The sequence below is a fragment of the Sphingosinicella microcystinivorans genome (assembly GCF_003634215.1).
In the GTDB taxonomy this organism is placed as follows: domain Bacteria; phylum Pseudomonadota; class Alphaproteobacteria; order Sphingomonadales; family Sphingomonadaceae; genus Sphingosinicella; species Sphingosinicella microcystinivorans.
The window spans coordinates 145,198-165,531 of sequence record NZ_RBWX01000011.1 but is presented as its reverse complement, the minus strand read 5'-3'; the positions used below and the strand labels follow the sequence as shown (position 1 = coordinate 165,531).

The 20,334-nt window shown below is 65.2% G+C and carries 22 protein-coding genes; 8 read left to right on the top strand and 14 right to left on the bottom strand.

Features of this window, described 5'->3' with window-relative positions; genetic code table 11:
* The first annotated feature begins 3 nt into the window (after positions 1-3).
* The 3 genes from DFR51_RS17125 to DFR51_RS17115 all read left to right on the top strand — a co-directional run bounded on the left by DFR51_RS17125 (position 4) and on the right by DFR51_RS17115 (position 2,782).
* Positions 4-1,206, top strand: coding sequence for a parallel beta-helix domain-containing protein (locus tag DFR51_RS17125; protein ID WP_121053436.1), 1,203 nt, complete (start codon positions 4-6; stop codon positions 1,204-1,206).
* Positions 1,206-2,222, top strand: coding sequence for an SO2930 family diheme c-type cytochrome (locus DFR51_RS17120; RefSeq protein WP_121053387.1), 1,017 nt, complete (start codon positions 1,206-1,208; stop codon positions 2,220-2,222). The genes DFR51_RS17125 and DFR51_RS17120 overlap by 1 nt, the downstream gene beginning before the upstream one ends.
* 101 nt (positions 2,223-2,323) lie before the next feature.
* The gene (locus DFR51_RS17115) at positions 2,324-2,782 is read left to right on the top strand and encodes a CVNH domain-containing protein (protein WP_121053386.1); all 459 of its coding nucleotides are present in this window, start codon (positions 2,324-2,326) and stop codon (positions 2,780-2,782) included.
* A gap of 7 nt (positions 2,783-2,789) precedes the next feature.
* On the opposite strand, the gene folE is transcribed toward DFR51_RS17115, so the two are convergent.
* The 5 genes from folE to DFR51_RS17090 form a co-directional block, all read right to left on the bottom strand.
* Entirely contained in the window at positions 2,790-3,377 is a 588-nt protein-coding gene (gene folE / locus DFR51_RS17110) for a GTP cyclohydrolase I FolE (RefSeq protein WP_121053385.1), read from the bottom strand.
* A 47-nt stretch (positions 3,378-3,424) separates the two neighbouring features.
* Positions 3,425-3,925, bottom strand: a complete 501-nt coding sequence (locus DFR51_RS17105; RefSeq protein ID WP_121053384.1) for an NUDIX hydrolase — start codon at positions 3,923-3,925, stop codon at positions 3,425-3,427.
* A gap of 68 nt (positions 3,926-3,993) precedes the next feature.
* The gene (locus DFR51_RS17100) at positions 3,994-4,767 is read right to left on the bottom strand and encodes a CsgG/HfaB family protein (RefSeq protein ID WP_121053383.1); all 774 of its coding nucleotides are present in this window, start codon (positions 4,765-4,767) and stop codon (positions 3,994-3,996) included.
* 146 nt (positions 4,768-4,913) lie between these two features.
* Entirely contained in the window at positions 4,914-6,863 is a 1,950-nt protein-coding gene (gene acs / locus DFR51_RS17095; RefSeq protein WP_121053382.1) for an acetate--CoA ligase, read from the bottom strand.
* Positions 6,864-6,906: 43 nt separating this feature from the next.
* Positions 6,907-7,269 carry a DUF4870 family protein gene (locus DFR51_RS17090; RefSeq protein WP_121053381.1) on the bottom strand — a complete coding sequence of 121 codons (363 nt, stop codon included), beginning with the start codon at positions 7,267-7,269 and terminating at the stop codon, positions 6,907-6,909.
* Positions 7,270-7,372: 103 nt separating this feature from the next.
* On the opposite strand from DFR51_RS17090, the gene DFR51_RS17085 reads away from it, so the two are divergent.
* Positions 7,373-8,647 (top strand): MFS transporter, encoded by a 1,275-nt coding sequence (locus tag DFR51_RS17085; protein WP_243445536.1) that lies wholly within the window; start codon positions 7,373-7,375, stop codon positions 8,645-8,647.
* Positions 8,648-8,671: 24 nt separating this feature from the next.
* Here the strand turns inward: DFR51_RS17085 and argB are convergent, their stop codons facing one another.
* Positions 8,672-9,574, bottom strand: a complete 903-nt coding sequence (gene argB, locus DFR51_RS17080) for an acetylglutamate kinase (protein WP_121053379.1) — start codon at positions 9,572-9,574, stop codon at positions 8,672-8,674.
* Between the two features lie 66 nt (positions 9,575-9,640).
* Between argB and DFR51_RS17075 the strand changes: the two genes are divergently transcribed.
* Together DFR51_RS17075 and DFR51_RS17070 are read left to right on the top strand one after the other, a co-directional pair.
* Positions 9,641-10,066: a DUF3052 family protein gene (locus DFR51_RS17075; RefSeq protein WP_121053378.1), complete on the top strand. Its 426-nt coding sequence runs from the start codon at positions 9,641-9,643 to the stop codon at positions 10,064-10,066.
* Between the two features lie 58 nt (positions 10,067-10,124).
* Complete coding sequence (locus DFR51_RS17070) at positions 10,125-11,081, top strand: cation diffusion facilitator family transporter (RefSeq protein ID WP_121053377.1); 957 nt, start codon at positions 10,125-10,127, stop codon at positions 11,079-11,081.
* Here the strand turns inward: DFR51_RS17070 and DFR51_RS17065 are convergent.
* The gene (locus tag DFR51_RS17065; protein WP_121053376.1) at positions 11,078-11,713 is read right to left on the bottom strand and encodes a queuosine precursor transporter; all 636 of its coding nucleotides are present in this window, start codon (positions 11,711-11,713) and stop codon (positions 11,078-11,080) included. The genes DFR51_RS17070 and DFR51_RS17065 overlap by 4 nt on opposite strands.
* An 82-nt stretch (positions 11,714-11,795) precedes the next feature.
* Between DFR51_RS17065 and DFR51_RS17060 the strand changes: the two genes are divergently transcribed.
* Entirely contained in the window at positions 11,796-13,028 is a 1,233-nt protein-coding gene (locus DFR51_RS17060) for a NupC/NupG family nucleoside CNT transporter (RefSeq protein WP_121053375.1), read from the top strand.
* Here the strand turns inward: DFR51_RS17060 and DFR51_RS17055 are convergent.
* From DFR51_RS17055 to DFR51_RS17045, 3 genes are read right to left on the bottom strand one after another with little or no spacing between them, the layout of a single operon-like run.
* The gene (locus DFR51_RS17055) at positions 13,025-13,888 is read right to left on the bottom strand and encodes a 3-hydroxybutyryl-CoA dehydrogenase (RefSeq protein ID WP_121053374.1); all 864 of its coding nucleotides are present in this window, start codon (positions 13,886-13,888) and stop codon (positions 13,025-13,027) included. The two genes, DFR51_RS17060 and DFR51_RS17055, sit on opposite strands and share 4 nt — an antisense overlap.
* Before the next feature lie 4 nt (positions 13,889-13,892).
* Positions 13,893-14,822: an electron transfer flavoprotein subunit alpha/FixB family protein gene (locus DFR51_RS17050; RefSeq protein WP_121053373.1), complete on the bottom strand. Its 930-nt coding sequence runs from the start codon at positions 14,820-14,822 to the stop codon at positions 13,893-13,895.
* Complete coding sequence (locus DFR51_RS17045) at positions 14,819-15,568, bottom strand: electron transfer flavoprotein subunit beta/FixA family protein (RefSeq protein WP_121053435.1); 750 nt, start codon at positions 15,566-15,568, stop codon at positions 14,819-14,821. The genes DFR51_RS17050 and DFR51_RS17045 overlap by 4 nt, the downstream gene beginning before the upstream one ends.
* Before the next feature lie 166 nt (positions 15,569-15,734).
* On the opposite strand from DFR51_RS17045, the gene DFR51_RS17040 reads away from it, so the two are divergent.
* Complete coding sequence (locus DFR51_RS17040; protein WP_126494509.1) at positions 15,735-17,738, top strand: BTAD domain-containing putative transcriptional regulator; 2,004 nt, start codon at positions 15,735-15,737, stop codon at positions 17,736-17,738.
* Here the strand turns inward: DFR51_RS17040 and DFR51_RS17035 are convergent.
* The 4 genes from DFR51_RS17035 to DFR51_RS17020 form a co-directional block, all read right to left on the bottom strand.
* Complete coding sequence (locus tag DFR51_RS17035; RefSeq protein WP_121053371.1) at positions 17,710-18,417, bottom strand: TfuA-like protein; 708 nt, start codon at positions 18,415-18,417, stop codon at positions 17,710-17,712. The two genes, DFR51_RS17040 and DFR51_RS17035, sit on opposite strands and share 29 nt — an antisense overlap.
* Entirely contained in the window at positions 18,408-19,559 is a 1,152-nt protein-coding gene (locus DFR51_RS17030; RefSeq protein ID WP_121053370.1) for a YcaO-like family protein, read from the bottom strand. Before DFR51_RS17030 ends, DFR51_RS17035 begins: the two co-directional genes overlap by 10 nt.
* Before the next feature lie 51 nt (positions 19,560-19,610).
* On the bottom strand, positions 19,611-19,883 hold the full coding sequence (locus tag DFR51_RS17025; RefSeq protein ID WP_126494512.1) for a glycoside hydrolase family protein: 273 nt from the start codon (positions 19,881-19,883) through the stop codon (positions 19,611-19,613).
* 84 nt (positions 19,884-19,967) lie between these two features.
* Positions 19,968-20,198, bottom strand: a complete 231-nt coding sequence (locus tag DFR51_RS17020; protein WP_121053368.1) for a hypothetical protein — start codon at positions 20,196-20,198, stop codon at positions 19,968-19,970.
* Positions 20,199-20,334: the final 136 nt, after the last annotated feature.

Genomic DNA, 20,334 nt, shown 5'->3' with positions numbered 1-20,334 from the left:
GTGATGCGGACCACGGCTTTTCTCGTTTTCCTGCTGGTCTCGGCCTCGCCCGGATGGGCGAAGACAATTTCCGTCGCGCCGGGCGACAATGATCAGGAAGCACTCCAGACCGCGCTTATCGAGGCGCAGCCGGGCGATGTAATCGACCTCGCGGCGGGCACCTACCGGCTTACCAATGGCCTGTCGCTCGATGTCGACAATGTCACCGTGCGCGGCGCCGGGCCGGACAAGACGCGGCTCAGCTTCAAGGGGCAGACAGGGGCGGGCGAAGGGCTGCTCGTCACGTCGGACCGCGTGCTCCTCACCGGCTTCGCGGTGGAGGACACGAAAGGCGACGGCATCAAGGCGAAGGGCGTCGATCGCATCACGATGGACAATCTGCGCGTCGTCTGGACACGCGGGCCCCATAAGGACAACGGCGCCTACGGCCTATACCCCGTCGAAGCGACGAACGTGCTCGTGCAGAATTCGGAGGTCGTCGCCTGTTCCGACGCGGGCGTCTACGTCGGCCAGTCCGAAAACATCATCGTCAGGGGCAACCGCGTCAGCTTCAACGTCGCGGGTATCGAGATCGAGAATTCGAAGCACGCCGACGTCTACGGCAATCTCGCGCACCACAACACCGGCGGCATACTCGTCTTCGATCTGCCAAACCTGCCGAAGATGGGCGGGCATTCCACGCGCATCTTCTCGAACACGGTTGTCGACAACGACACGCCGAACTTCGCTCCGCCCGGCAACATCGTTGCGGAGGTGCCGCAGGGCCTCGGCATCATGGTGATGGCGAATGAAAACGTCGAAGTTTCCGGCAACCGCATCGAAGGCAATCGCACCGCGGCGGTGATGGTCGTCTCCTACGTGCGGCCGTTCGAGGACGCGAGCTACAATCCGCTGGCGCGAAACGTGCGCATCTTCGGAAATACGCTCGGCAAGAATGGCTGGGACCCCAAATTTCCCGGCGGTACCGAACTTGCCGCGGCGCTCGGCGGCGGTCTGCCGCCGGTGATGTGGGACGGCGTCACGCGTTTCGGCGACAAGCCGGATGACAGCACGACGACGCCGGCGAGCGACGTGCCGATGGTGTCGCTCGGTCTCGCCGTTGCCGGAACGCCGCCCACGAAGGCACAGCCCGCGCCCGTTGCGCCTGCGGGCGCTTCCGCAACGCTTGCCGCCGTAGTGCTTCCCGCCGATCAGCCGATGCCGTGATGCTGCGCGCTGCCGCCCTGCTTGCGGCCGCGCTGCTGGTCGCCTCCGCCGCGCCTCCAGCGGTGAACGATGCGGCGCTGGCAGGGGCGGCCGCGCCGGCGACGCTCGCTGAAACCGGGCTGTTCCTCGATAGCGGCGCCATCCGCCCGAACGCCCGCGTCGTGCGCTATGGCCTCGCGACCCCGCTGTTCTCCGATCATGCGGACAAGGCGCGCTTCCTTTATGTGCCGGAGGGCAAGACGGCGCGCTACGCGGGCGAGGGGCTGCTCGATATCCCCATCGGCAGCGTGCTCATCAAGCATTTCGGGTTCGCGCGCGCCGACGGCAGCCTCGATCTCATCGAAACGCGGCTGCTCGTGCATCAGACGGATGGCTGGAAGGCGTGGCCTTATGTGTGGAACGCCGACGATAGCGCCGCGACCTTGAAGCGTGCAGGCGTCCGCATCGCGGTAACGGGGCATGACGGTACGGGAAAGCGGGTCGCGCTCGATTGGCAGGTGCCGAACGTCAACCAGTGCAAAGGCTGCCACGCCGCGGGCAATGCGCTGGTGCCGATCGGCCCCAAGGCGCGAAATCTCAACCATGATTTCCAGGGCGAGAACAATCTCGCGCGCCTCTCGCGCCTCGGCCTTGTCACCGGCGTTCCCGAAAACGCGCCGCGCCTGCCGGATTGGAAGGACACAGGCGAAAGCCTCGAACACCGCGCCCGCGCCTATCTCGACGTCAATTGCGGCCACTGCCACAAGCCCGATGGCCCCGCGTCGAACTCCGGCCTGTTCCTCACCTGGGAGACCCCGGTCGGTCCGCATATAGGCATCGGCAAGGGGCCGGTCGCGGCGGGGCGCGGCTCGGGCGGGCGCATGGTCTCGATCGATCCCGGGCATCCCGATCGCTCGATCCTGACCTATCGCATGGAATCGACCGAACCCGGCGTGATGATGCCGGAGCTTGGCCGGACGCAGCCCGACGAAGCCGGCGTCGCGCTGGTGCGAGACTGGATCGCCGCAATGCGGTGATCCGCTTCCGGGGTCTCGGGAACTGGTGTATCCTCCTGCAATACTGGGGCTTTTCGAGTCGCAGTGACTCGAAGATCCCCATTCAACTGGGGAGAGGGCCAATGCGGGTTACGGGACTTGTCGGTGTGCTGGCCGCGCCGCTCTTGCTTGCCGCGTGTATGGGTTACGAGAATGATCGGCCGACACCGCTTCCGGGCCCGCTGCCCGGCGGCTCGTGGCAGCAGTCCTGCCGCGACGGTCAGGTCCGCAACGGCTACCTCCGCGCGCAGTGCATGACGTCGAACAATGCCTATCGTCAGACCATGGCCCGCATCGGCACCTGCCGCGCCTTCGGCAACCGCAACGGCACGCTCTTCTGCGAAACATCCGGCAGCGGCAATTATCGCTGGCGCGGCTCGTATGAAACAAGCTGCCGTGACAGCAGCACGAGCAGCAACGGAACACTGACGGCCATGTGCCAGAACGCAAGCGGCGGCTGGCAGCGCTCCGCTCTCAGCCCGCGCCAATGCCCATCATACCGAGCAGGCAATCGCAACGGGCGCTTGTTCTGCGAGGGTTAGCGGGGCGTCACAGCCCCATCAGGCTCAGCACTTCCTTGCGGCTGCGTTCGTCCTCGCGGAACACGCCCATCATGCGGCTTGTCGTCATGGTGACGCCCGGCGTGTTGACGCCGCGTGCGGACATGCAGGCGTGCGCCGCCTCGATCACGACGGCGACGCCGCGCGGCTGAAGGTGTTCCCAGATGCAGTCGGCGACCTCGGCGGTCAGGCGCTCCTGCACCTGAAGGCGCGAGGCGAAGCCCTTGAGGACGCGCGCGAGCTTCGAAATGCCGACCACGCGGTCGCCCGGCAGATAGGCGATGTGCGCCTTGCCGATGATCGGCGCCATGTGATGTTCGCAGTGCGACTGGAATGCGATGTCGCGCAGCAGCACGATCTCGTCATAGCCGCCGACCTCTTCGAAGGTACGCGAAAGGTGGCGCGCGGGATCTTCGTCATAGCCGCGGAAATACTCGCGATAGGCGCGCGCGACACGACCGGGCGTATCGGCAAGTCCCTCGCGGGCGGGGTCGTCTCCGGCCCATTCGATGAGACGGCGGACGGAGGCGAGAACGTCTTCCGGGATGCCGTTGTCGCGGTCGTTGGATGCGGTCATGGCACTCCCCTAGACGGCGACAGCGGTTTGCCGCAAGTCCCGCGCCCTTACAGAAGTGTCAGCGCGGCGAGCAGCCGAACGTCGATCATCACGCCTGCGCGGCGCTTTTCGGCGATAAACGCCGGCAGTGTCGAAATCGGAACGCAGTGAACGGTGATGGCCTCGCCATCGACGCCACCACCGGGGCCCACCCGCGCAAGACCCGTTGCCCGTACCAGCGTGAAGTGCTCGCTGGTCATGCCGGGGGAGGAGGTGAACATGCCGAGGTCTTCCACGGCGTCCGCGTGAAAGCCGGTTTCTTCCTCAAGTTCGCGGCGCGCCGCCGTCAGCACCTCTTCGGGCCCGTCGTCGCCAACGAGACCGGCCGGAAGTTCAAGGCACGCCGCGCCGAGCGGCACGCGGTGCTGCTCGACAAGCACGATCTCCCGGGCCTCCGTCACGGCAAGGATCACCGCCGCGCCCATGCCCCCGGGCCGGCGCACATATTCCCAGTCGTTTTCGACGACGGCTTCGAGGAAGCGGCCTTTCCAGACGGTCTTTTCGGTCACGTATATTCTTTCGGGCAAAGAAAAAGGGCGGCGCCAAGCGGAGCCGCCCCTTTCCGGCGTATTGGTGTTTACTGCGCGACCGGTGCCGCAGCGCTTGGGTCTACCGGCAGACCGCCGAGCTGCGTCACGAGCTGCTTGTAGGCGTCGAGATAGGCGAGCGTGATGACCTGACCGATCTCGGTGTTCGAATAGCCGCCGCCGCCGGCACCGCCAAAGCCGCCCCACCAGCCGCCGCCGCCGCCGGCCGCCCACGAAAGGTCCTTCTTGCGGAAGTAACCTTCGGTCAGGCGCTCCTGCTCCGTGGTGCGCGCGTTCACCAGCGTGAGCATCACGTTGGCTTCCTTGCTCTTCGTGGAAAGGCCGCCCGCGATCATGCCGAGCGTGCGGCTGCCGAGCAGGCCGCCCGCAATGGCGCCGATGCCGCCGCCGCCCGAGTTCTCGTTCTTGGAAACGAGATCGGGAACGATGAAATAGTCGGCTGCCTTCACCTGGCGCTTGCCGATGTTGGAGTTCGCCTGCAGTTCGCCGGAATCGGCAAGAGCGCGCTCGATGTTGCGGCTGGCGAGGCCCTTGCCGCGATCGACGAGGCCGAAGCAGCCGGATTTCATCACGAACAGCTTGATGATCGCTTCCGGGCTGCCGAGGCCAAGCTGCTGCCACCAGTTGGTGTCCGGCTCGACGATCGAAACCGTGCCGAGCCGCTTCTGGCAGACCGGGATTTCCTGCATGCTCTTCGTCTGCGCCTTGCGCGCGGAGGACTGCGATTGCGCGGATGCCGTGCCCGAAGCGACGGCCATGGCGGCCACGGCAACGCCGAAGCCAAGTGTTTTCAGGATCTTCATAACATTCCCCATGTTCAAATGTGCTGGTTGGCGAAACCCCAGTCGCCGTTTCCGGCGCCGCCCGCAGCCGGAGCGTATATTGCCGGACTTGGGCGGTTCCGGCAATCGTTCCCGCATAGTTTGCGGACGTTATGATTTGGTTTCGCCTACCGGTTTTTTCGTCCTGCGATCAGGCTGTCGACCACCGACGGGTCGGCGAGCGTCGTTGTATCGCCCAGCGAGCCGAAATCGTTCTCGGCGATCTTGCGCAGGATGCGGCGCATGATCTTGCCCGAGCGCGTCTTGGGCAGCGCGGGGGTGAAGTGGATCTGGTCGGGCGTTGCGATCGGTCCGATCTCGCGCCGCACCTCCGCCTTCAGCTCGGCTTCGAGCGCGGCGTCGCCCTCTACCCCTGCGATCGGCGTGACGTAGCAGTAAATGCCCTGTCCCTTGATGTCGTGCGGGTAGCCGACGACCGCCGCTTCGGCGACTTTCGCGTGCCCGACGAGCGCGGATTCGACTTCGGCGGTGCCCAGCCGGTGGCCCGAGACGTTGAGCACGTCGTCGACGCGGCCGGTGATCCACCAATAGCCGTCCTCGTCATGTCGCGATCCGTCGCCAGTGAAATAGAGGCCCTTGTAAGCGGAAAAATAGGTCTCGATGAAGCGCTGGTGATCGCCGTAGAGGCTGCGCGCCTGCCCGGGCCATGAGCGCTTGATGACAAGGTTGCCAGAGGCGGGGCCGTCCACGAACTTGCCTTCCGCGTCGACCAGCGCGGGCTCGATGCCGAAGAACGGCTTCGTCGCGCTGCCCGGCTTGGTGGGGATCGCGCCCGGCAGCGGCGAGATCAGGATGCCGCCGGTTTCCGTCTGCCACCACGTATCGACGATGGGCAGGCGCTCCTTGCCAGCGACGCGGTGATACCAGAGCCAGGCTTCCGGGTTGATCGGTTCGCCGACGGTGCCGAGCAGGCGGAGCGAGGAGAGATCGTGCTTCAGCACGGGTTCGTCGCCCTCGCGCATCAGCGCGCGGAGCGCGGTCGGCGCGGTGTAGAACGTCGCGGGTTTGTGCTTTTCGATCACGGCCCAGAAGCGGTCGACCGCCGGATAGTTGGGGACGCCTTCGAACATCAGGGTCGATGCGCCGTTCGAAAGCGGGCCATAGACGATGTAGCTGTGTCCCGTCACCCAGCCCACGTCGGCGGTGCACCAGTGGAGCGCGCCCTCGTCGCGCCAGTCGAACACGTATTTGAAGGTCAGCGTCGTCCACACGAGATAGCCGCCGGTGGTGTGCAGCACACCCTTCGGCTTTCCGGTGGAGCCCGATGTGTAGAGGATAAACAGCGGGTCTTCGGCGTTCATCGGCTCTGCCGGGCAGTCGGCGGAGACGGTTTCGCGCTGCTCGTGCCACCACACGTCGCGTTCATGCGTCATCGGCACGTTGGCGCCGGTATGGCGCACGACGAGGACGCCTTTGACGTCATGCCAGGCGTGACAGATGGCGTCATCGATGGTTTGCTTGAGCGGGATCGTCTTGCCGCCACGGCGGCCTTCGTCCGCCGTGATGATGAAGTCGCTTTTCGCGTCGTCGATGCGCCCGGCGACGGCTTCCGCAGAAAATCCAGCGAAAACAACGCTATGCACTGCGCCGATTCGCGCGCAGGCCAGCATGGCGACGGCGGCCTCGGGGATCATCGGCAGATAGATCGTCACGCGGTCGCCCTTCTGGACGCCCATCGCCTTCAGCACGTTCGCGAACCGACACACCTCCGCATGTAGCTCGGCGTAGGTGAGCGTAATGGACGCAGCGTTCGGGTCGTCTGCCTCCCAGACGATCGCCGGCTGGTCCGCCCGCGCCGGCAGGTGCCGGTCAATGCAGTTGACGCACGCATTCAACACGCCGTCCTCGAACCATTTGATATCGACCGGCGCGTAAGACCAGTTGCCCATCACACCCGGCGTCTTGATCCAGTCGACGATGCCGATCTGCTCGCGCCAGAACCCGTCCGGATCTTCAAGCGACCGGCGGTACATCGCCTCGTAAGTGTCGGCATCACAGATCGTCCGCGCGGCTGTATGCGCGGGCACGGGATACGTCGCGGTCGCGGCGTCGCTCATTGCTAAAACTCTCCCCAGGACGTTTCGCGGCACGCCCGCCGCATTACCATAGATACGTATTCGGGTCCGGCATGGGCTCGTGGCGCTGGGCCTTCGCGATCGAAACGACGGCGCGCACGACAAGCCAAATCGAAATCAGCGGAAACAGGAACGCGGCGAGCCCGAAGGTCAGGAGCGTCAACACGCTCAAGGCGATCACGCAAACCACCGTGATCCAGAAACCGCGGATGTGATAAGCGTAGTGGCTCTCCTCCCACGCAGCGTTCTCTGCTGCGCCGCGCCACACATAGGCGAGGATCGCTCCCAACAGTGTCGGCAGGCCGGAAACGGCGCCGACGAGGATCAACAGCGCCACGATGGTCGGCCGGTTGAGATCGAAACCCTGTGTTTCCGGTCTGCTTGCCATAATCGAGACTCCACTGTTTTCAGGCGGCAATTCTGGCGCGCTGCGGCGCATTCCGCAAGGATGGGCTTTCGCAGGTCCCCGCGCCGCGCTAGCGTCCGCCGCCGTGGGCATCCCTCTTCTCGCCGCGCGCCGCTTCGGGCCGCTGTTCGCCACCCAGTTCCTGGGCGCGTTCAACGACAATTTCTACAAGACGGCGATGCTGTTCCTCATCACCTACACGCTGCTGGCGGGAGACACGGCCGCCTCGGCGCAGATCGTCACGGCGGCGGCGGGCGTGTTCATCCTGCCGTTCGTGCTGTTTTCCGCGCTCGCCGGGCAGATCGCCGACAGCGTCGACAAGGCGCGGCTCGTCCGCATCATCAAGGCGGCCGAGATCGGCATCATGCTTGTCGGCGCGGCGGCGCTGACGCTTGGTTCTGTGCCGCTGATGATGCTGGTACTGTTTTCCATGGGCCTGCACTCCACATTCTTCGGGCCGATCAAATATGCGATCCTGCCCCAGCATCTCGCGCCGCAGGAACTGCTCACGGGCACCGGCTTCGTCGAAGCGGGTACGTTCATCGCCATTCTCACGGGACAAGTCGCCGGGGGCCTCCTCGCGCCGCAGGTTTCGGCGTGGGGAATCGTGGCGGTCGCTGTGCTCGGCTATGTCAGCGGCCGGCAGGTGCCTGCAGCGCCCCCGCCCGGCCGCGCGCGTATCGAATGGAACATCCTCGCAAGCTCGCTCCGCATCACGCGCGAGGTGACGCGCGATCCGCAGCTCGGCCGCGCGGTGCTCGCCGTCTCGTGGTTCTGGTCGGTGGGCGCCGTGTTCACCAGCCTGTTCGTGCCGCTGGTGAAGGGCGATCTCGGCGGCGCGGAAACCGTGGCCACGCTGTTTCTCACCATCTTCTCGGTGGGCGTCGCGACCGGCTCGCTCGTTGTCGCGCGGCTCCTGAAAGGTGCCGTCTCGGTGCGCTATGCCCCCGCGTCCGCCGTGCTGATGACCGCGTTCATCGCCGACCTCTACTTTGCGATCCTTGCATTCGATGTTCCGCATGCCGAACTCATCGGTGTCGGCGCTTTCCTTGCCGATCCCGGCAGCTGGCGGATCGTGCTCGATCTCTTCGGGCTGTCCGTCGCTGCTGGCGCGTTCATCGTGCCGCTCTATGCGTTGCTGCAGACGGCGAGCGATCCGTCCGCGCGGGCGCGCACCATCGCGGCCAACAACATTATCAATTCCGGCTTCATGGTCGCCGCGGCGCTCGGCTCGGGCGTGCTTCTGAAAGCGGGACTGGACGTGCCGCAAATCCTGCTCGCGGTCGGGCTCGCCAACCTGCTGATCGTGATTCCGTGCCTTCGGATTCACCGCATTCAGCGCGCGCTCGGCACGGTCTGAAAAGTTGCGCGGCGCAACTTTCGGCTAAGCGCGGATCAGCGTACCCGCCCCCTTGCGCGTGAAGATTTCAAGCAGCAGCGCATGCGGCACGCGGCCATCCAGAATAACAGCGGCTTCAACGCCGCCGGTCACTGCAGACAGGCAGGTTTCGAGCTTCGGGATCATGCCGCCCGAAATCGTGCCGTCGGTGATCAATTCCTCAATGCGCGCGGGCGTCAGGTCGGTCAGCAGCGACTTGTCCTTCGCCAGCACGCCCGGCACGTCGGTTAGCAGCATCAGCCGCGCCGCGCCCACTGCGCCCGCGATCGCGCCCGCCATCGTGTCGGCATTGATGTTGTAGGTGTGGCCTTCCGCATCCTCGGCGATCGGCGCGATCACCGGGATCACGTCTGAACGCGTCATCAGGTCCAGGATCTTGGCGTTCACGGAAATCGGCTCGCCCACGAAGCCCAGGTCGACGACCCGTTCGATGGCGCTGTCCGGGTCGCGCGCCGTGCGCGTCAGCTTGCGCGCCGTCACGAGCTTGGCATCCTTGCCGGAAATGCCGACGGCGGTGCCGCCTGCACGGCCGATCCAGCTGACGAGGTCCTTGTTGATCGCGCCTGCCAGGACCATTTCAGCGACTTCCGCAGTGGCCGCATCGGTAACGCGCAGGCCGTCCACGAACTCCGACTTGATGCCGAGCCGCCCGAGCATGTTGCCGATCTGCGGCCCGCCGCCATGCACGACGATCGGGTTGATACCGATCGCCTTCAGAAGGACCACGTCCTCCGCGAAATCGATCGCGCGCTCAGGGTCGCCCATCGCGTGGCCACCGTATTTCACCACGAAGGTCTGGCCGACATATTTCTGGATGAAGGGCAGCGCCTCCGTCAGCGTTTCGGCCTTGGCGAGCATGGCCGGATCGGGCGTGTGGTCGGCGGACATTCGGCAGGACTCCTCAGGCATGATCGTGCGCCGCTATAAAGGCTCGGCGCGAAAGGGGAAGAGAAGATGACAGGGTCCGCCGCGGGCTATTCAGGAACCCCGCTTGCCCGCAAGCTCGGGGTTCGCGACGGCGAAACCGCGTGGCGAAAGGGGATGCCCGAAACGGTTGCGGAGGAGATCGCCGCATCGGGCACCGTTCAGCGCCTCGTTGCGGTGCCTGAACCCGGGCTTGCGTTCGCCCATGTTTTCGAAACGCGGCGCAGCGCGCTGGAAGACGATCTTGCAGCTTTGCGCATCCTCCTCGCGCCCACGGGTATGGTGTGGGTTTCATGGCCGAAGAAGAGCGCGAAAGTCGAAACCGACATCACCGAAGACGTCGTGCGTGCCGCCGCGCTTCCGCTCGGCTTCGTCGATGTGAAGGTCTGTGCTGTCGATGCAGTCTGGTCAGGCTTGAAACTGGTGGTTCGAAAAGAGCTGCGAGCCGCACGGTGATATCACGTAACATTCTGTTTTTATTGACGCTGCGTCCAAAGAGCGTCAGAGTTTTCGCATGAGCCGCGACCACGACCACCCGCACACGGATCATGACCACGGCCATGATCACGGTCACGGTCACGGACATAGCCATTCGCACGCGCCGACCGTGAGTGTCGGCAACGAGCACCGCGTCGGCCTTGCTGCGCTGCTCACGGGCGGCTTCATGATTGCCGAGGTCGTGGGCGGGATCGTTTCCGGTTCGCTGGCGCTGCTTGCGGACGCGGGGCACATGCTCACCGATTTCGCGGCGCTCGCGCTCGCCTGGTTCGCGTTCCGGCTGGCGCGGCGGCCGGCGGACTGGCGGCGCACGTTCGGTTTCGATCGCTTTTCGGTGCTTGTCGCCTTCGTGAACGGTCTCACGCTGTTTGTGATCGCCGCGTTCATCGTCTGGGAAGCCGTGGAGCGTCTCCAGAATCCGCCCGCCATTGCGGCGCCGACGATGCTGGGCATCGCGGTCGCCGGTCTCGTCGTGAACATCCTTGCCTTCTGGCTGCTCTTTGGCGCGGATCGGGGCAATCTCAATGTGCGCGGCGCGCTCGCGCACGTCGCGGGCGATCTTCTTGGCTCGGTCGGGACCATCACCGCCGCGATCGTCATTCTCTATACCGGATGGACGGCGGCCGATCCGCTGCTATCGGTCTTCGTGGCGCTCATCATCCTCCGAAGTGCATGGGCCGTGACACGGGATGCCGCGCATATTCTGCTCGAAGGTGCACCGGCAGGGCTCGAGGCGGATACGGTTGTCGCGGATCTGTCAGCGAACGTCGACGGGGTGGAGAGCATTCATCACGTCCACGTCTGGTCGATCAGCCAAGAGCGGCCGATGGCAACGCTGCACGCGCGTATCCGTGCGGATGCCTCTTCTGCACTTGTGAAAAGGGCCATTCGCGAAAGGCTGCAATCACGTTTCGGCGTCGATCACGCCACCGTCGAGATCGAGGACGGCGACCACGCGCCAACCTGTCGCTAGCTGTTCGCGTCGAGTTTCCGGCCCAGTACGACGAAGCCGTGGATCAGCGGCGGCACCAGCACGACCGACAGCACCACCTTCGTCAGCATCTGGCCGATCATCAGGTCGAGGATCGGGAACACGCCGTAGAAGGCAAGCGTGATGAAGATCAGCGTGTCGACGATCTGAGACAGCACGCTCGCAAGCGCGCCGCGCAGCCAGAGAAGTCCGCCTTCGCGGCGCATCAAACTGAAAAGGCCGACGTTCAGAAGCTGCGAGATGCCGTAGGCGACAATTCCGGCGCCCATCAGCCGCGGGCTCTGCGCCAGCACGAGCTGGAAACCGGCCAGCCGCTGCGGGTCCATCTCTGGCGAAGCGGGCAAGGCGAGCACGGTAAGGATCAGCAGCATCGACACGATCAATGGCACGAAACCCAGTACCACCAGCCGGTTCGCGGTCTCGCGTCCATGAAGCTCCGCGACTGCGCTCGACAGCACGACAAGCAGCAGAAACGCGAAGATGCCGGCCTCCACCGCGAGCGGCCCCAACGCCACCTGCTTGTTGCCGAGGATACCGGCAATGCAGGTCATGCCGCCGTAGAGGACTGAGAGCACGAAGAGCGAGCGGGATATCGGCGGCGCGGAGGTCGTCATCGGCCCTGTTGCTAACCGCTTTTCGCAGTCCGAGAAAGCTATATAGCTGGATGCTTGGGCGCGGATATTTGCCGGGGGAACAATGCGCATACTGATCGGCCTTGGCGGCATCGCACTCATTCTCGCCATCGCCGTTCTATTCTCCTCCAACCGCAAGGCTATCCGCCTGCGTGTTGTGGGCGCCGCCTTCGCGCTTCAGGCGGGAATCGCTGTGCTCGTGCTTTATGTTCCGGCTGGGCGGCGCGCGCTCGCCTGGCTCTCCGCGGGCGTTGGCGAACTGCTCGGCTATGCACGGGCGGGCTCCGAATTCCTGTTCGGAAAGCTGCTCGGCGATCCGCTCGGGCAGAGCTTCGCGTTTCAGGCGCTGCCGACGATCATCTTCTTCGCCGCGCTCATCGCCATTCTCTATCACCTCGGTGTGATGCAGCTCGTCATCCGCTGGATCGGCGGTGCGCTTGAAAAGATCACCGGGATCAGCAAGGTCGAATCGCTGTGCGCGGCGTCGAACATCTTCGTCGGCCAGAGCGAATCACCGCTCGTGATCCGGCCCTACCTCGCGGGCCTCAGCCCCGCGCAGCTGTTCGCGGTGATGTCGTCCGGCATGGCCGGCGTTGCGGGCACCATCCTTGCCGCTTACGCCTCCATGGGGATCAGCATCGATTATCTGCTCGCGGCGAGCTTCATGGCGGCGCCGGGCGGCATATTGATGGCGAAGCTGATGATGCCCGACGATCCTGCGGATCTCGCGCGCACGCAGGGCGAGGTCGTGGAGATATCCGACCACGACGAGGAAAAACCCGCGAACATCATCATGGCAGCCGCGCAGGGTGCGCAGACCGGCGTCAAGCTCGCGGTCGCCGTGGGGGCAATGGTGCTGGCGTTCGTGGCGCTGGTCGCGCTGGCGAACGGGCTGCTTTCGGGCGTCGGCGGCTGGTTCGGGCTGGAGGGGCTTACCTTCCAGCAGCTGATCGGCCACGTCTTCGCGCCCATCATGTACCTGCTCGGCGTGCCGTGGGACGAAGCCGGCATCGCGGGCGGCCTCTTCGGCACCAAGGTCGTGCTCAACGAATTCGTGGCCTACATCGATCTCAGCGCGCAGCAGGCGGCGCTCTCGCCCGCGACCGTGGCAATCGTGACCTTCGCGCTTTGCGGCTTCGCCAACTTCAGCTCGATCGCGATTCAGATGGCCGTGACGGGCAGTCTTGCGCCCAGCCAGCGGCCGATGATTGCACGACTCGGCATCAAGGCGCTCGTTGCGGGCAGCCTTGCGAACCTGATGAGCGCGGCCCTCGCGGGCCTTCTGCTCTCGGTTTAGCGGGTGGGAACGGGCGTCTCGCCGGAATAATCGTAGAAGCCCTTGCCGGACTTCTTGCCGTACCAGCCGGCCTCGACGTACTTCACGAGCAGCGGCGCCGGGCGATACTTGGGATCACCGGTCGCTTCCTGCATCACGTGCATGACGCTGAGCAGCGTATCGAGGCCCACGAAATCGGCGAGCGTCAGCGGGCCCATCGGGTGATTGGCGCCAAGGCGCATGCCCTGGTCGATATCCACCACGGAGCCGACCCCTTCGCCGAGCGCGAAGATCGCCTCGTTGATCATCGGACAGAGCACGCGGTTGACGATGAACGCCGGGCTATCGAGCGCTTCCACCGTGGTCTTGCCGATCGCCTTGCAGAAGGCGTGCATCGCCGCGGTCGTGGCGTCCGACGTCGCGAGCCCGCGGATGATCTCCACGAGCTTCATCACCGGGACGGGGTTGAAGAAGTGCAGGCCGACGAAACGGTCGGGGCGATCTGTCGCTGCCGCGAGGCGCGTGATCGAGATCGACGAGGTGTTGGAGGCGAGAAGCGCGGAGTCTTTCAGGGCGAGGCCCTTGAAGATCGCCTTCTTGACCGCCTCGTTCTCCGTCGCGGCCTCGATCACGAGATCGCAATCGGCAAAATCGGCGGGGTCGGTAGTCAGGCGGATGCGCGCGAGCGTGGCCTCCACCTCTTCCACTTGCATCGTGCCCTTGGCTACGGCGCGGCCGAGATTCTTCTCGATCACTGCCTTGCCCGCCTCGGCGCGTGCCAGTTCGACATCCGAAAGGATGACGTCGAAACCGGCGAGCGCGGAGACGTGCGCGATGCCGTTGCCCATCAGGCCCGAGCCGATGACCCCGATCGTTTTCATGGTGCTACAGCTTCTGCGTGAGTTCGGGGACGATGGTGAACAGGTCACCGACGAGGCCGAGATCCGCGACCTGGAAGATCGGGGCGTCCTCGTCCTTGTTGATGGCGACGATCACCTTCGAATCCTTCATGCCCGCAAGGTGCTGGATGGCGCCCGAGATGCCGATCGCGATGTAAAGCTCCGGCGCGACGATCTTGCCGGTCTGGCCGACCTGATAGTCGTTCGGCACATAGCCCGCATCGACGGCAGCGCGCGATGCGCCAACCGCCGCGCCGAGCTTGTCGGCGAGCGGGAAGATGACCTGCTGGAACGTGTCGCTGTCCTTCAGCGCGCGTCCGCCCGAAACGATGATCTTGGCGGAGGTGAGCTCAGGACGCTCAAGCTTGGCGATCTCGGCGCCGACGAAGCTTGAAAGACCCGCGTCGCCGCTGCCGGAAACCGCCTCGACGCTCGCCGAGCCGCCGTCAGCCGCCTTCTCGAAGGCGGTGCCGCGCACGGTGATGACCTTCTTCGTGTCGGCCGACTCCACGGTGGCGATGGCGTTGCCTGCATAGATCGGGCGTTCGAACGTGCTCGCGTCGACGATGCCGGTGATCTCGGAAATCTGCTGCGTATCGAGCTTCGCAGCGACACGCGGCATGATGTTCTTGGCAGACGTCGTGGCGGGCGCGACGAGCGCGTCGTAGTTCGCCATCAGGCCTTCGATCAGCGGCGCAACGTTTTCGGCGAGGCCGTTGGCATAGGCCGCATCGTCGGCGAGCAGCACTTTCGAGACGCCAGCGATCTTCGCGGCGGCGTCGGCGGCGCCTTGTGCACCCTGGCCGGCGACGAGCACGTGCACGTCGCCACCGAGCTTGCCGGCAGCCGTTACGGCGACGCGGGTCGCGTCCTTGATCGAGGCGTTGTCATGTTCAGCGAGGACGAGGACGCTCATGCGATCGCTCCCATTTCCTTGAGTTTGCCGATGAGGGTGTCGACCGAATCGACCTTGATGCCCGCCTGCCGCTTCGGCGGCTCGGTGACTTTCAGCGTCTTCAGCCGCGGCGTGACATCGACGCCGTAGTCGTCCGGCGTTTTGGTCTCGATGGGCTTCGACTTCGCCTTCATGATGTTCGGCAGCGACGCGTAGCGCGGCTCGTTGAGGCGGAGGTCGGTGGTGATGATCGCCGGAGCCTTGAGGCTCAGCGTCTCAAGGCCGCCATCGACTTCGCGCGTCACATTGACCTTGTCGCCTGCCACCTCGACCTTGGAGGCGAAGGTGCCCTGCGCCCAGCCAAGCAGGGCGGCGAGCATCTGGCCGGTCTGGTTGGCGTCGTCGTCGATCGCCTGCTTGCCGAGGATGATGAGGCCGGGCGCTTCGGCCTCGGCGATCTTCGCAAGGATCTTGGCGACCGCGAGCGGCTCCGTGGTAACGTCGGTGGTGACGAGGATACCGCGGTCGGCGCCCATCGCGAGCGCAGTGCGGAGTGTCTCCTGGCACTGCTGAACGCCGATGGAAACCACGACGATCTCGGTCGCGGCCCCCTTTTCCTTCAGACGGATGGCCTCCTCGACGGCAATCTCGTCGAAGGGGTTCATGCTCATCTTGACGTTTGCAAGTTCTACGCCCGACTGGTCGGACTTCACGCGCGCTTTGACATTGTAGTCAATAACCCGCTTCACGGGCACTAGGATCTTCATCGGCATCCTCCGGAAAGCTGGCCCGGCCTCTGGGAGCCGGATCGCGGGAGGACCTGCGTCAAAGGGACGTATGTGTCAACGCCCAAGGCAGACAACTCACCGTTTGACGTGAAGAATTCGCGTGCCAAAATGGCGCAACTCCAAAAAGAAGCAGTCGGGGTCGGTCGTGAACAGGGAGACATCGCCGGGCGGCGATGGCGTGCATTTGCGTTTGCAGCTCCTGGGAGAGGTGCGATTCAGCGTCGGTAGCGCGGATGTCACGCCGCGTTCCAAGCGCGCGCGCGCACTCGTTGCCTATCTTGCGCTGTCGCGCGGCTATACAGCCACGCGCGCACGGCTTGCCGACTTGTTCTGGGGTGATCGCGGCGAAGCGCAGGCGCGCGGAAGCCTGCGGCAGTGCCTGCTCGAGGTGCGCAGCGCCGCGGGCGATACAGGCGTCGAGATTCTCTCCTCGGACCGGGAAAGCGTTTCGCTGGGCGCTGGCTGGACGAGCGATATCGCCGAGATCGAGGCAGCGATGGCCGGGCCCTGTGCCAGCATCGCGGACGCGATTGAAACCGCGGGGCGGGAACAGCTGCTCGGCGGGCTGTTCGTCAGCGATGAATATGATGAGTGGTTGACGCTCGCGCGCGCCGATTTTGATGCGCGGCTTGCTGATGCGGCGCGGCGCGGCCTTGCGCGGGCGATCGAAACCGGCGACGCGGAGTCGGCCCGGCGCATTGCCGATCACTATCTGCTGCGCGATCCGGGCGACGAAGAGGTCACGGTGCTCGCGATGCGCGCGGATGCGATGCGCGGCGCGGCGCCGATCGCCCACCGCCGCTTTCAGAAACTGCGGGACTATCTCGCTGCCGAACTGGGCACGGCGCCGGGCCCCGCGGCGCTCGATGCGCTTGCCGCCGTTGCCAGCACGCCGGTGGCTGAGCCGGTTGCGCCGACGGCGCCCACCCTTCCTGTGCTCCCCACTCACGACGGCCCGCCGCTGCTGCTGGTGTGCCCATTCGTCGAAACGGGTTTCGCGAGCAATCTGATGCACCTTGCTGACGGTGTGCGCGAGGAGGTCTTGTCGGGGCTCTCCCGCTTCAAGGATCTGCGCGTGCTTGTGGAAGACCGCATGCCTTCGTCGGATGAGGCGACGATGTTCGGCGCTGGAACGATCGCGTATGCGCTTACCGCGACGCTCCGACAGTCGGGCACGCACATGCGCGTGACCCCGGTGCTCACGCGCCTTTCCGATCGTTCGGTCGTCTGGTCGAATCCGGTGTCGATCGAGGTGAGCGACCTTCAGGAAGCGATCGACGCGATGGTGGACCGCATCATCGGTGCCGTAACGCCGCGCGTCGAGCGCGATGCGGTTCCGCGCGCGCAGCCAAGCGCCGTCTACGACCGCTACCTCGTCGCCCGACACCGCGCCCGAACGGCGACCACGCTCCACGAAGGGAAGGCGGCGGCCGACCTTCTCGAAGGCGTGATCGCAGACGCGCCGGAGCTTGCGGTGGCCTATCCGCATCTCATCCGGCTTTATAACACCAACTATTTCTACAAGATCGCAGGTATCGATCCGGCGCCGAACCGTGTGCGCGCCTTTGAACTCGCGAAGACCGCGCTGTCGCTCGATCGCGGTCATATCCACGGTTACACGGTAATGGGCTGGTGCCAGCTCTGGCGCGGCGGATGGGATGCCGCGCGCGCGCATTTCGAAAAGGCGGTGGAGCTCAACCCCTATCATTCGGAGCGGATCAAGGAGGCGGCGTTCGGCCTTATCTTCCTTGGGGAGCACGCGAAGGGCGGCGACTATCTGCAGCGCTGTCTCGATCTCGATCCGTTGCCCAACGACAATTTCTTCGAGGACCTCGGCTTTCTGAAGCTGATGCAGCGGAAGCCCGAGGAGGCGGTGGCCTATTTCGATCTCATCGTGGAGCCGACGCTGTTCGCCGATCTCTACGGCGTGCTTGCCAGCTGCGCGGTCGGGCATCCCGCCGGGCCGACGATGGCGGCGGCGTGGCGGCGGCGTATCGCAGCGATCTGGTCGCCTGATGTGCCGATGACGGACGCCAACATGGTGTCGTGGCTGCACACGCACCTGCCGTTCCGGAAACCCGAACACTGGTCGCTGTTCTCCTCCTACCTCGGCCCAGTGCTCAGGGACGCTCATCCCGAAGCCGCTTGAGGAACAGCGTCTCGGGCGGTGGTTCGCGGCGGCTGGGCGAAAACGGCACGGTGCGCGCTGCGGCGATGGCACCTTGCGCGTCGCGGGCCTTCTGGGAGACGAAGCCGGTGGACAGCCATGCCGTGAAACGCTCGGGGTTCGGCAGCAGCGCCCCGGCGGCAGCGATCAACGCCGGCATCGTGCGGTCTTTGAAGAAGATGGCGCGCGACGCGTCGCGCAGGCGATTGGCCTCGTCCCTGCTCAGTATCCGTAGCCGGAGCGCTGCGGCGAGCGTGGCGCGCACATCGACCTGCGCGAGCGAAAGCGCACGGTGGCCGAATTCAGCCGGGGCATGGGCGACGGCGACCTCGTCGTCGCCGATGATCCGTCCGGCAGCATAAGCCCGTGCGATGGCCCCGTGGGGGCGCATGCCGAACGTGTGAAGCTCGGCGGCGCGAAGCGCGCCGAGGCTGGCGGCACCCCAGACATCGAAGCCGTTGGCGAGCAGCACGAGGATTTCTTTGTGCCACGGCGCTCTCGCGGCCTCGAAAACCCCATCGATAAGGAGCACGCGGTGCGGCGACTGTTTGGCGAGCGAGAGCATGTCTCCGGCGCTTGCGGGGGGAAAATATGTGATGTCGTCATCTGCGGGACGATTTTCGGGGGCGAGCGTGGGGCCGAGATAAACACTTAGAGGCATTGTTCGGAGCCCAGCATGCCCGGTATCCAGAGCCTCACGACACTGACACCGTCTTGAGGCGGGGAGAGGTCGCAGCGCGCCATGTTTCGAATGCCGTCCGCCGCGAGGCGCGCGCACAGCGTATCGAGAGACGGGCGCTCGGCATACGCGCTCTGGACACCGCGCCAGTCCACGCTCTGGCCTGTGGGCGCGCCGAGGGCCCGATGCCCGAGCTGCTTCGGTTCTTCGGGCGCGATGTCGTCGCGGGCGCCGCTGATGATGGTGAGGCGCGATTGCGCTGCCTCGGCGAAGGCGCGAAACAGCGCGTCGTCGGGATCGAAACGGCACGCGGCACCGAGAAACGAGGGCGCATAGCCCGGATCGTCGAGACGGCACATGACCACGGGCAGCTGCCCGGCGCCCTCGACCACATAGACGGCAATCGCGATCCCAAGTCCCGCGAGATGATCGGTGAGTGCAGCGAACCAAGGAACTTCGATCGTCTGCGGATCGACGCGCGCGCGCGCTTGGCCCGCCATGCCGCTTTTCAGCCAGTAGGCCTGTGCGTCACGCTCAATGCGTTCGAGGATCGCCGCAACGGTTGCATCCTCAAGGCTTGCGCCGGCCCCGAGACCAAGACTTGAACGCGCGAAGGGGCTGTCGCCGTCGAACGTGAAGTCCACCGAAACGGTGTCGAAGGGGACAAAGACAGTCCCGCCTTCGGGAAAGCGCTCGGCCCTGTGCCAGCGGATGGGCGTATCCGGCCACGCGCGGCGGCTTGGACGGAGTTCGCCATAATCGAGGAAGCGAGGTAGCCGTTCCTCTTCGGGAAGCGCATCGAAGCGGCAGCAGGGCCCGTCTGCTTGCACCGATTCCGCGCAGGCCCCTTCGATCGCTTCCATCACGGCGGATATACGTGCGTCGGCGTCGCACCGACCCTTGCCCTGATGCACGGCGAGCGAGCGGCTCATCGGCCGCACCGCCTGAAACACCGGCAGCCCCACGCGATCGAGATGCGTCACTTCGCCGATCCGGGTGATACCAGCCCAATCGCGCACCGGGCCGAGCCGCGACAACAGCGCTTCCGACTCGACCTGTCGCCAACGATCGGACGGCGGTACCAGCGTCAGCCATTCGGGAAGGCGCCGGGCATAATCATCCATTCGCCGCCGGGCTCCGGCAGCGTTACCGCGCGTCACGAGTCGCGATCCGTTCTAGTTGCCGCCGCCCCAGGTCTGCTGGAAGGACATTACGTTGTTTGCCTTCGGCAGCTTCACGGCCTCGACCGAATCGCCAGCCTTCTTCGCGGCTTCGAAGATGCGGACGAGGTTTTCGACGTCGGTCTTTTCCTGTTGGGTCTTCGCCTGGGCGAGATCGTAGGTCGCGACCGACTGCGTAACGTAATACGTCTCGCCGTCCTTGATGATGAACGTCGGGTCGCTGGAGCCGCCGAGCTGCACACGTGTGATTGTCGGGGGTATGCTCATGGTTTCTGCCTCCTGCCTGTTGGATTCAGTCCGCATTGCCTACGTCCAGCGCCGGGAAAGCGCCAGAGACAAAGAGGATGAGCATCAGATTTCGAGGAGGTTGGTGAAGGGGATATCCTCATCGCCCGCGCATTTTCCAAGCCGGATTCGGCTCGGCCTATGCTCTGCCAGGAAGGTACGCGGCGCCGCGTCGGCACCGGCGAGCAACGCAGGCGCACTGGGCATGTCAATGACGCGACTTGCGGGTGCAGTGGCGTTGAATGCGGCGGCGGCGAGCGCGGCGGCAATGAGGACGCGCTTGAGATCGGACGGCATGGTTTCGTGCTTTCGAAGAGAATAACGTGCCGGCAGCAGCTGCGACCACCACTACCGACACTTGTTCTTCTAGGCCGCCCGCGTCAGCCGCCCCGCCAATGCTCCGTCAGATCATCGTCAAATCGCGCCTTGGCGC

Excerpts from the sequence above, each read along its gene's own strand:
- DFR51_RS17125 (WP_121053436.1), top strand. The coding sequence starts at position 4 with ATGCGGACCACGGCTTTTCTCGTTTTCCTGCTGGTCTCGGCCTCGCCC.
- DFR51_RS17120 (WP_121053387.1), top strand. The coding sequence starts at position 1,206 with ATGCTGCGCGCTGCCGCCCTGCTTGCGGCCGCGCTGCTGGTCGCCTCC.
- DFR51_RS17115 (WP_121053386.1), top strand. The coding sequence starts at position 2,324 with ATGCGGGTTACGGGACTTGTCGGTGTGCTGGCCGCGCCGCTCTTGCTT.
- folE (WP_121053385.1), bottom strand. The coding sequence starts at position 3,377 with ATGACCGCATCCAACGACCGCGACAACGGCATCCCGGAAGACGTTCTC.
- DFR51_RS17100 (WP_121053383.1), bottom strand. The coding sequence starts at position 4,767 with ATGAAGATCCTGAAAACACTTGGCTTCGGCGTTGCCGTGGCCGCCATG.
- acs (WP_121053382.1), bottom strand. The coding sequence starts at position 6,863 with ATGAGCGACGCCGCGACCGCGACGTATCCCGTGCCCGCGCATACAGCC.
- DFR51_RS17090 (WP_121053381.1), bottom strand. The coding sequence starts at position 7,269 with ATGGCAAGCAGACCGGAAACACAGGGTTTCGATCTCAACCGGCCGACC.
- argB (WP_121053379.1), bottom strand. The coding sequence starts at position 9,574 with ATGTCCGCCGACCACACGCCCGATCCGGCCATGCTCGCCAAGGCCGAA.
- DFR51_RS17075 (WP_121053378.1), top strand. The coding sequence starts at position 9,641 with ATGACAGGGTCCGCCGCGGGCTATTCAGGAACCCCGCTTGCCCGCAAG.
- DFR51_RS17070 (WP_121053377.1), top strand. The coding sequence starts at position 10,125 with ATGAGCCGCGACCACGACCACCCGCACACGGATCATGACCACGGCCAT.
- DFR51_RS17065 (WP_121053376.1), bottom strand. The coding sequence starts at position 11,713 with ATGACGACCTCCGCGCCGCCGATATCCCGCTCGCTCTTCGTGCTCTCA.
- DFR51_RS17060 (WP_121053375.1), top strand. The coding sequence starts at position 11,796 with ATGCGCATACTGATCGGCCTTGGCGGCATCGCACTCATTCTCGCCATC.
- DFR51_RS17055 (WP_121053374.1), bottom strand. The coding sequence starts at position 13,888 with ATGAAAACGATCGGGGTCATCGGCTCGGGCCTGATGGGCAACGGCATC.
- DFR51_RS17050 (WP_121053373.1), bottom strand. The coding sequence starts at position 14,822 with ATGAGCGTCCTCGTCCTCGCTGAACATGACAACGCCTCGATCAAGGAC.
- DFR51_RS17045 (WP_121053435.1), bottom strand. The coding sequence starts at position 15,568 with ATGAAGATCCTAGTGCCCGTGAAGCGGGTTATTGACTACAATGTCAAA.
- DFR51_RS17035 (WP_121053371.1), bottom strand. The coding sequence starts at position 18,417 with ATGCCTCTAAGTGTTTATCTCGGCCCCACGCTCGCCCCCGAAAATCGT.
- DFR51_RS17030 (WP_121053370.1), bottom strand. The coding sequence starts at position 19,559 with ATGGATGATTATGCCCGGCGCCTTCCCGAATGGCTGACGCTGGTACCG.
- DFR51_RS17025 (WP_126494512.1), bottom strand. The coding sequence starts at position 19,883 with ATGAGCATACCCCCGACAATCACACGTGTGCAGCTCGGCGGCTCCAGC.
- DFR51_RS17020 (WP_121053368.1), bottom strand. The coding sequence starts at position 20,198 with ATGCCGTCCGATCTCAAGCGCGTCCTCATTGCCGCCGCGCTCGCCGCC.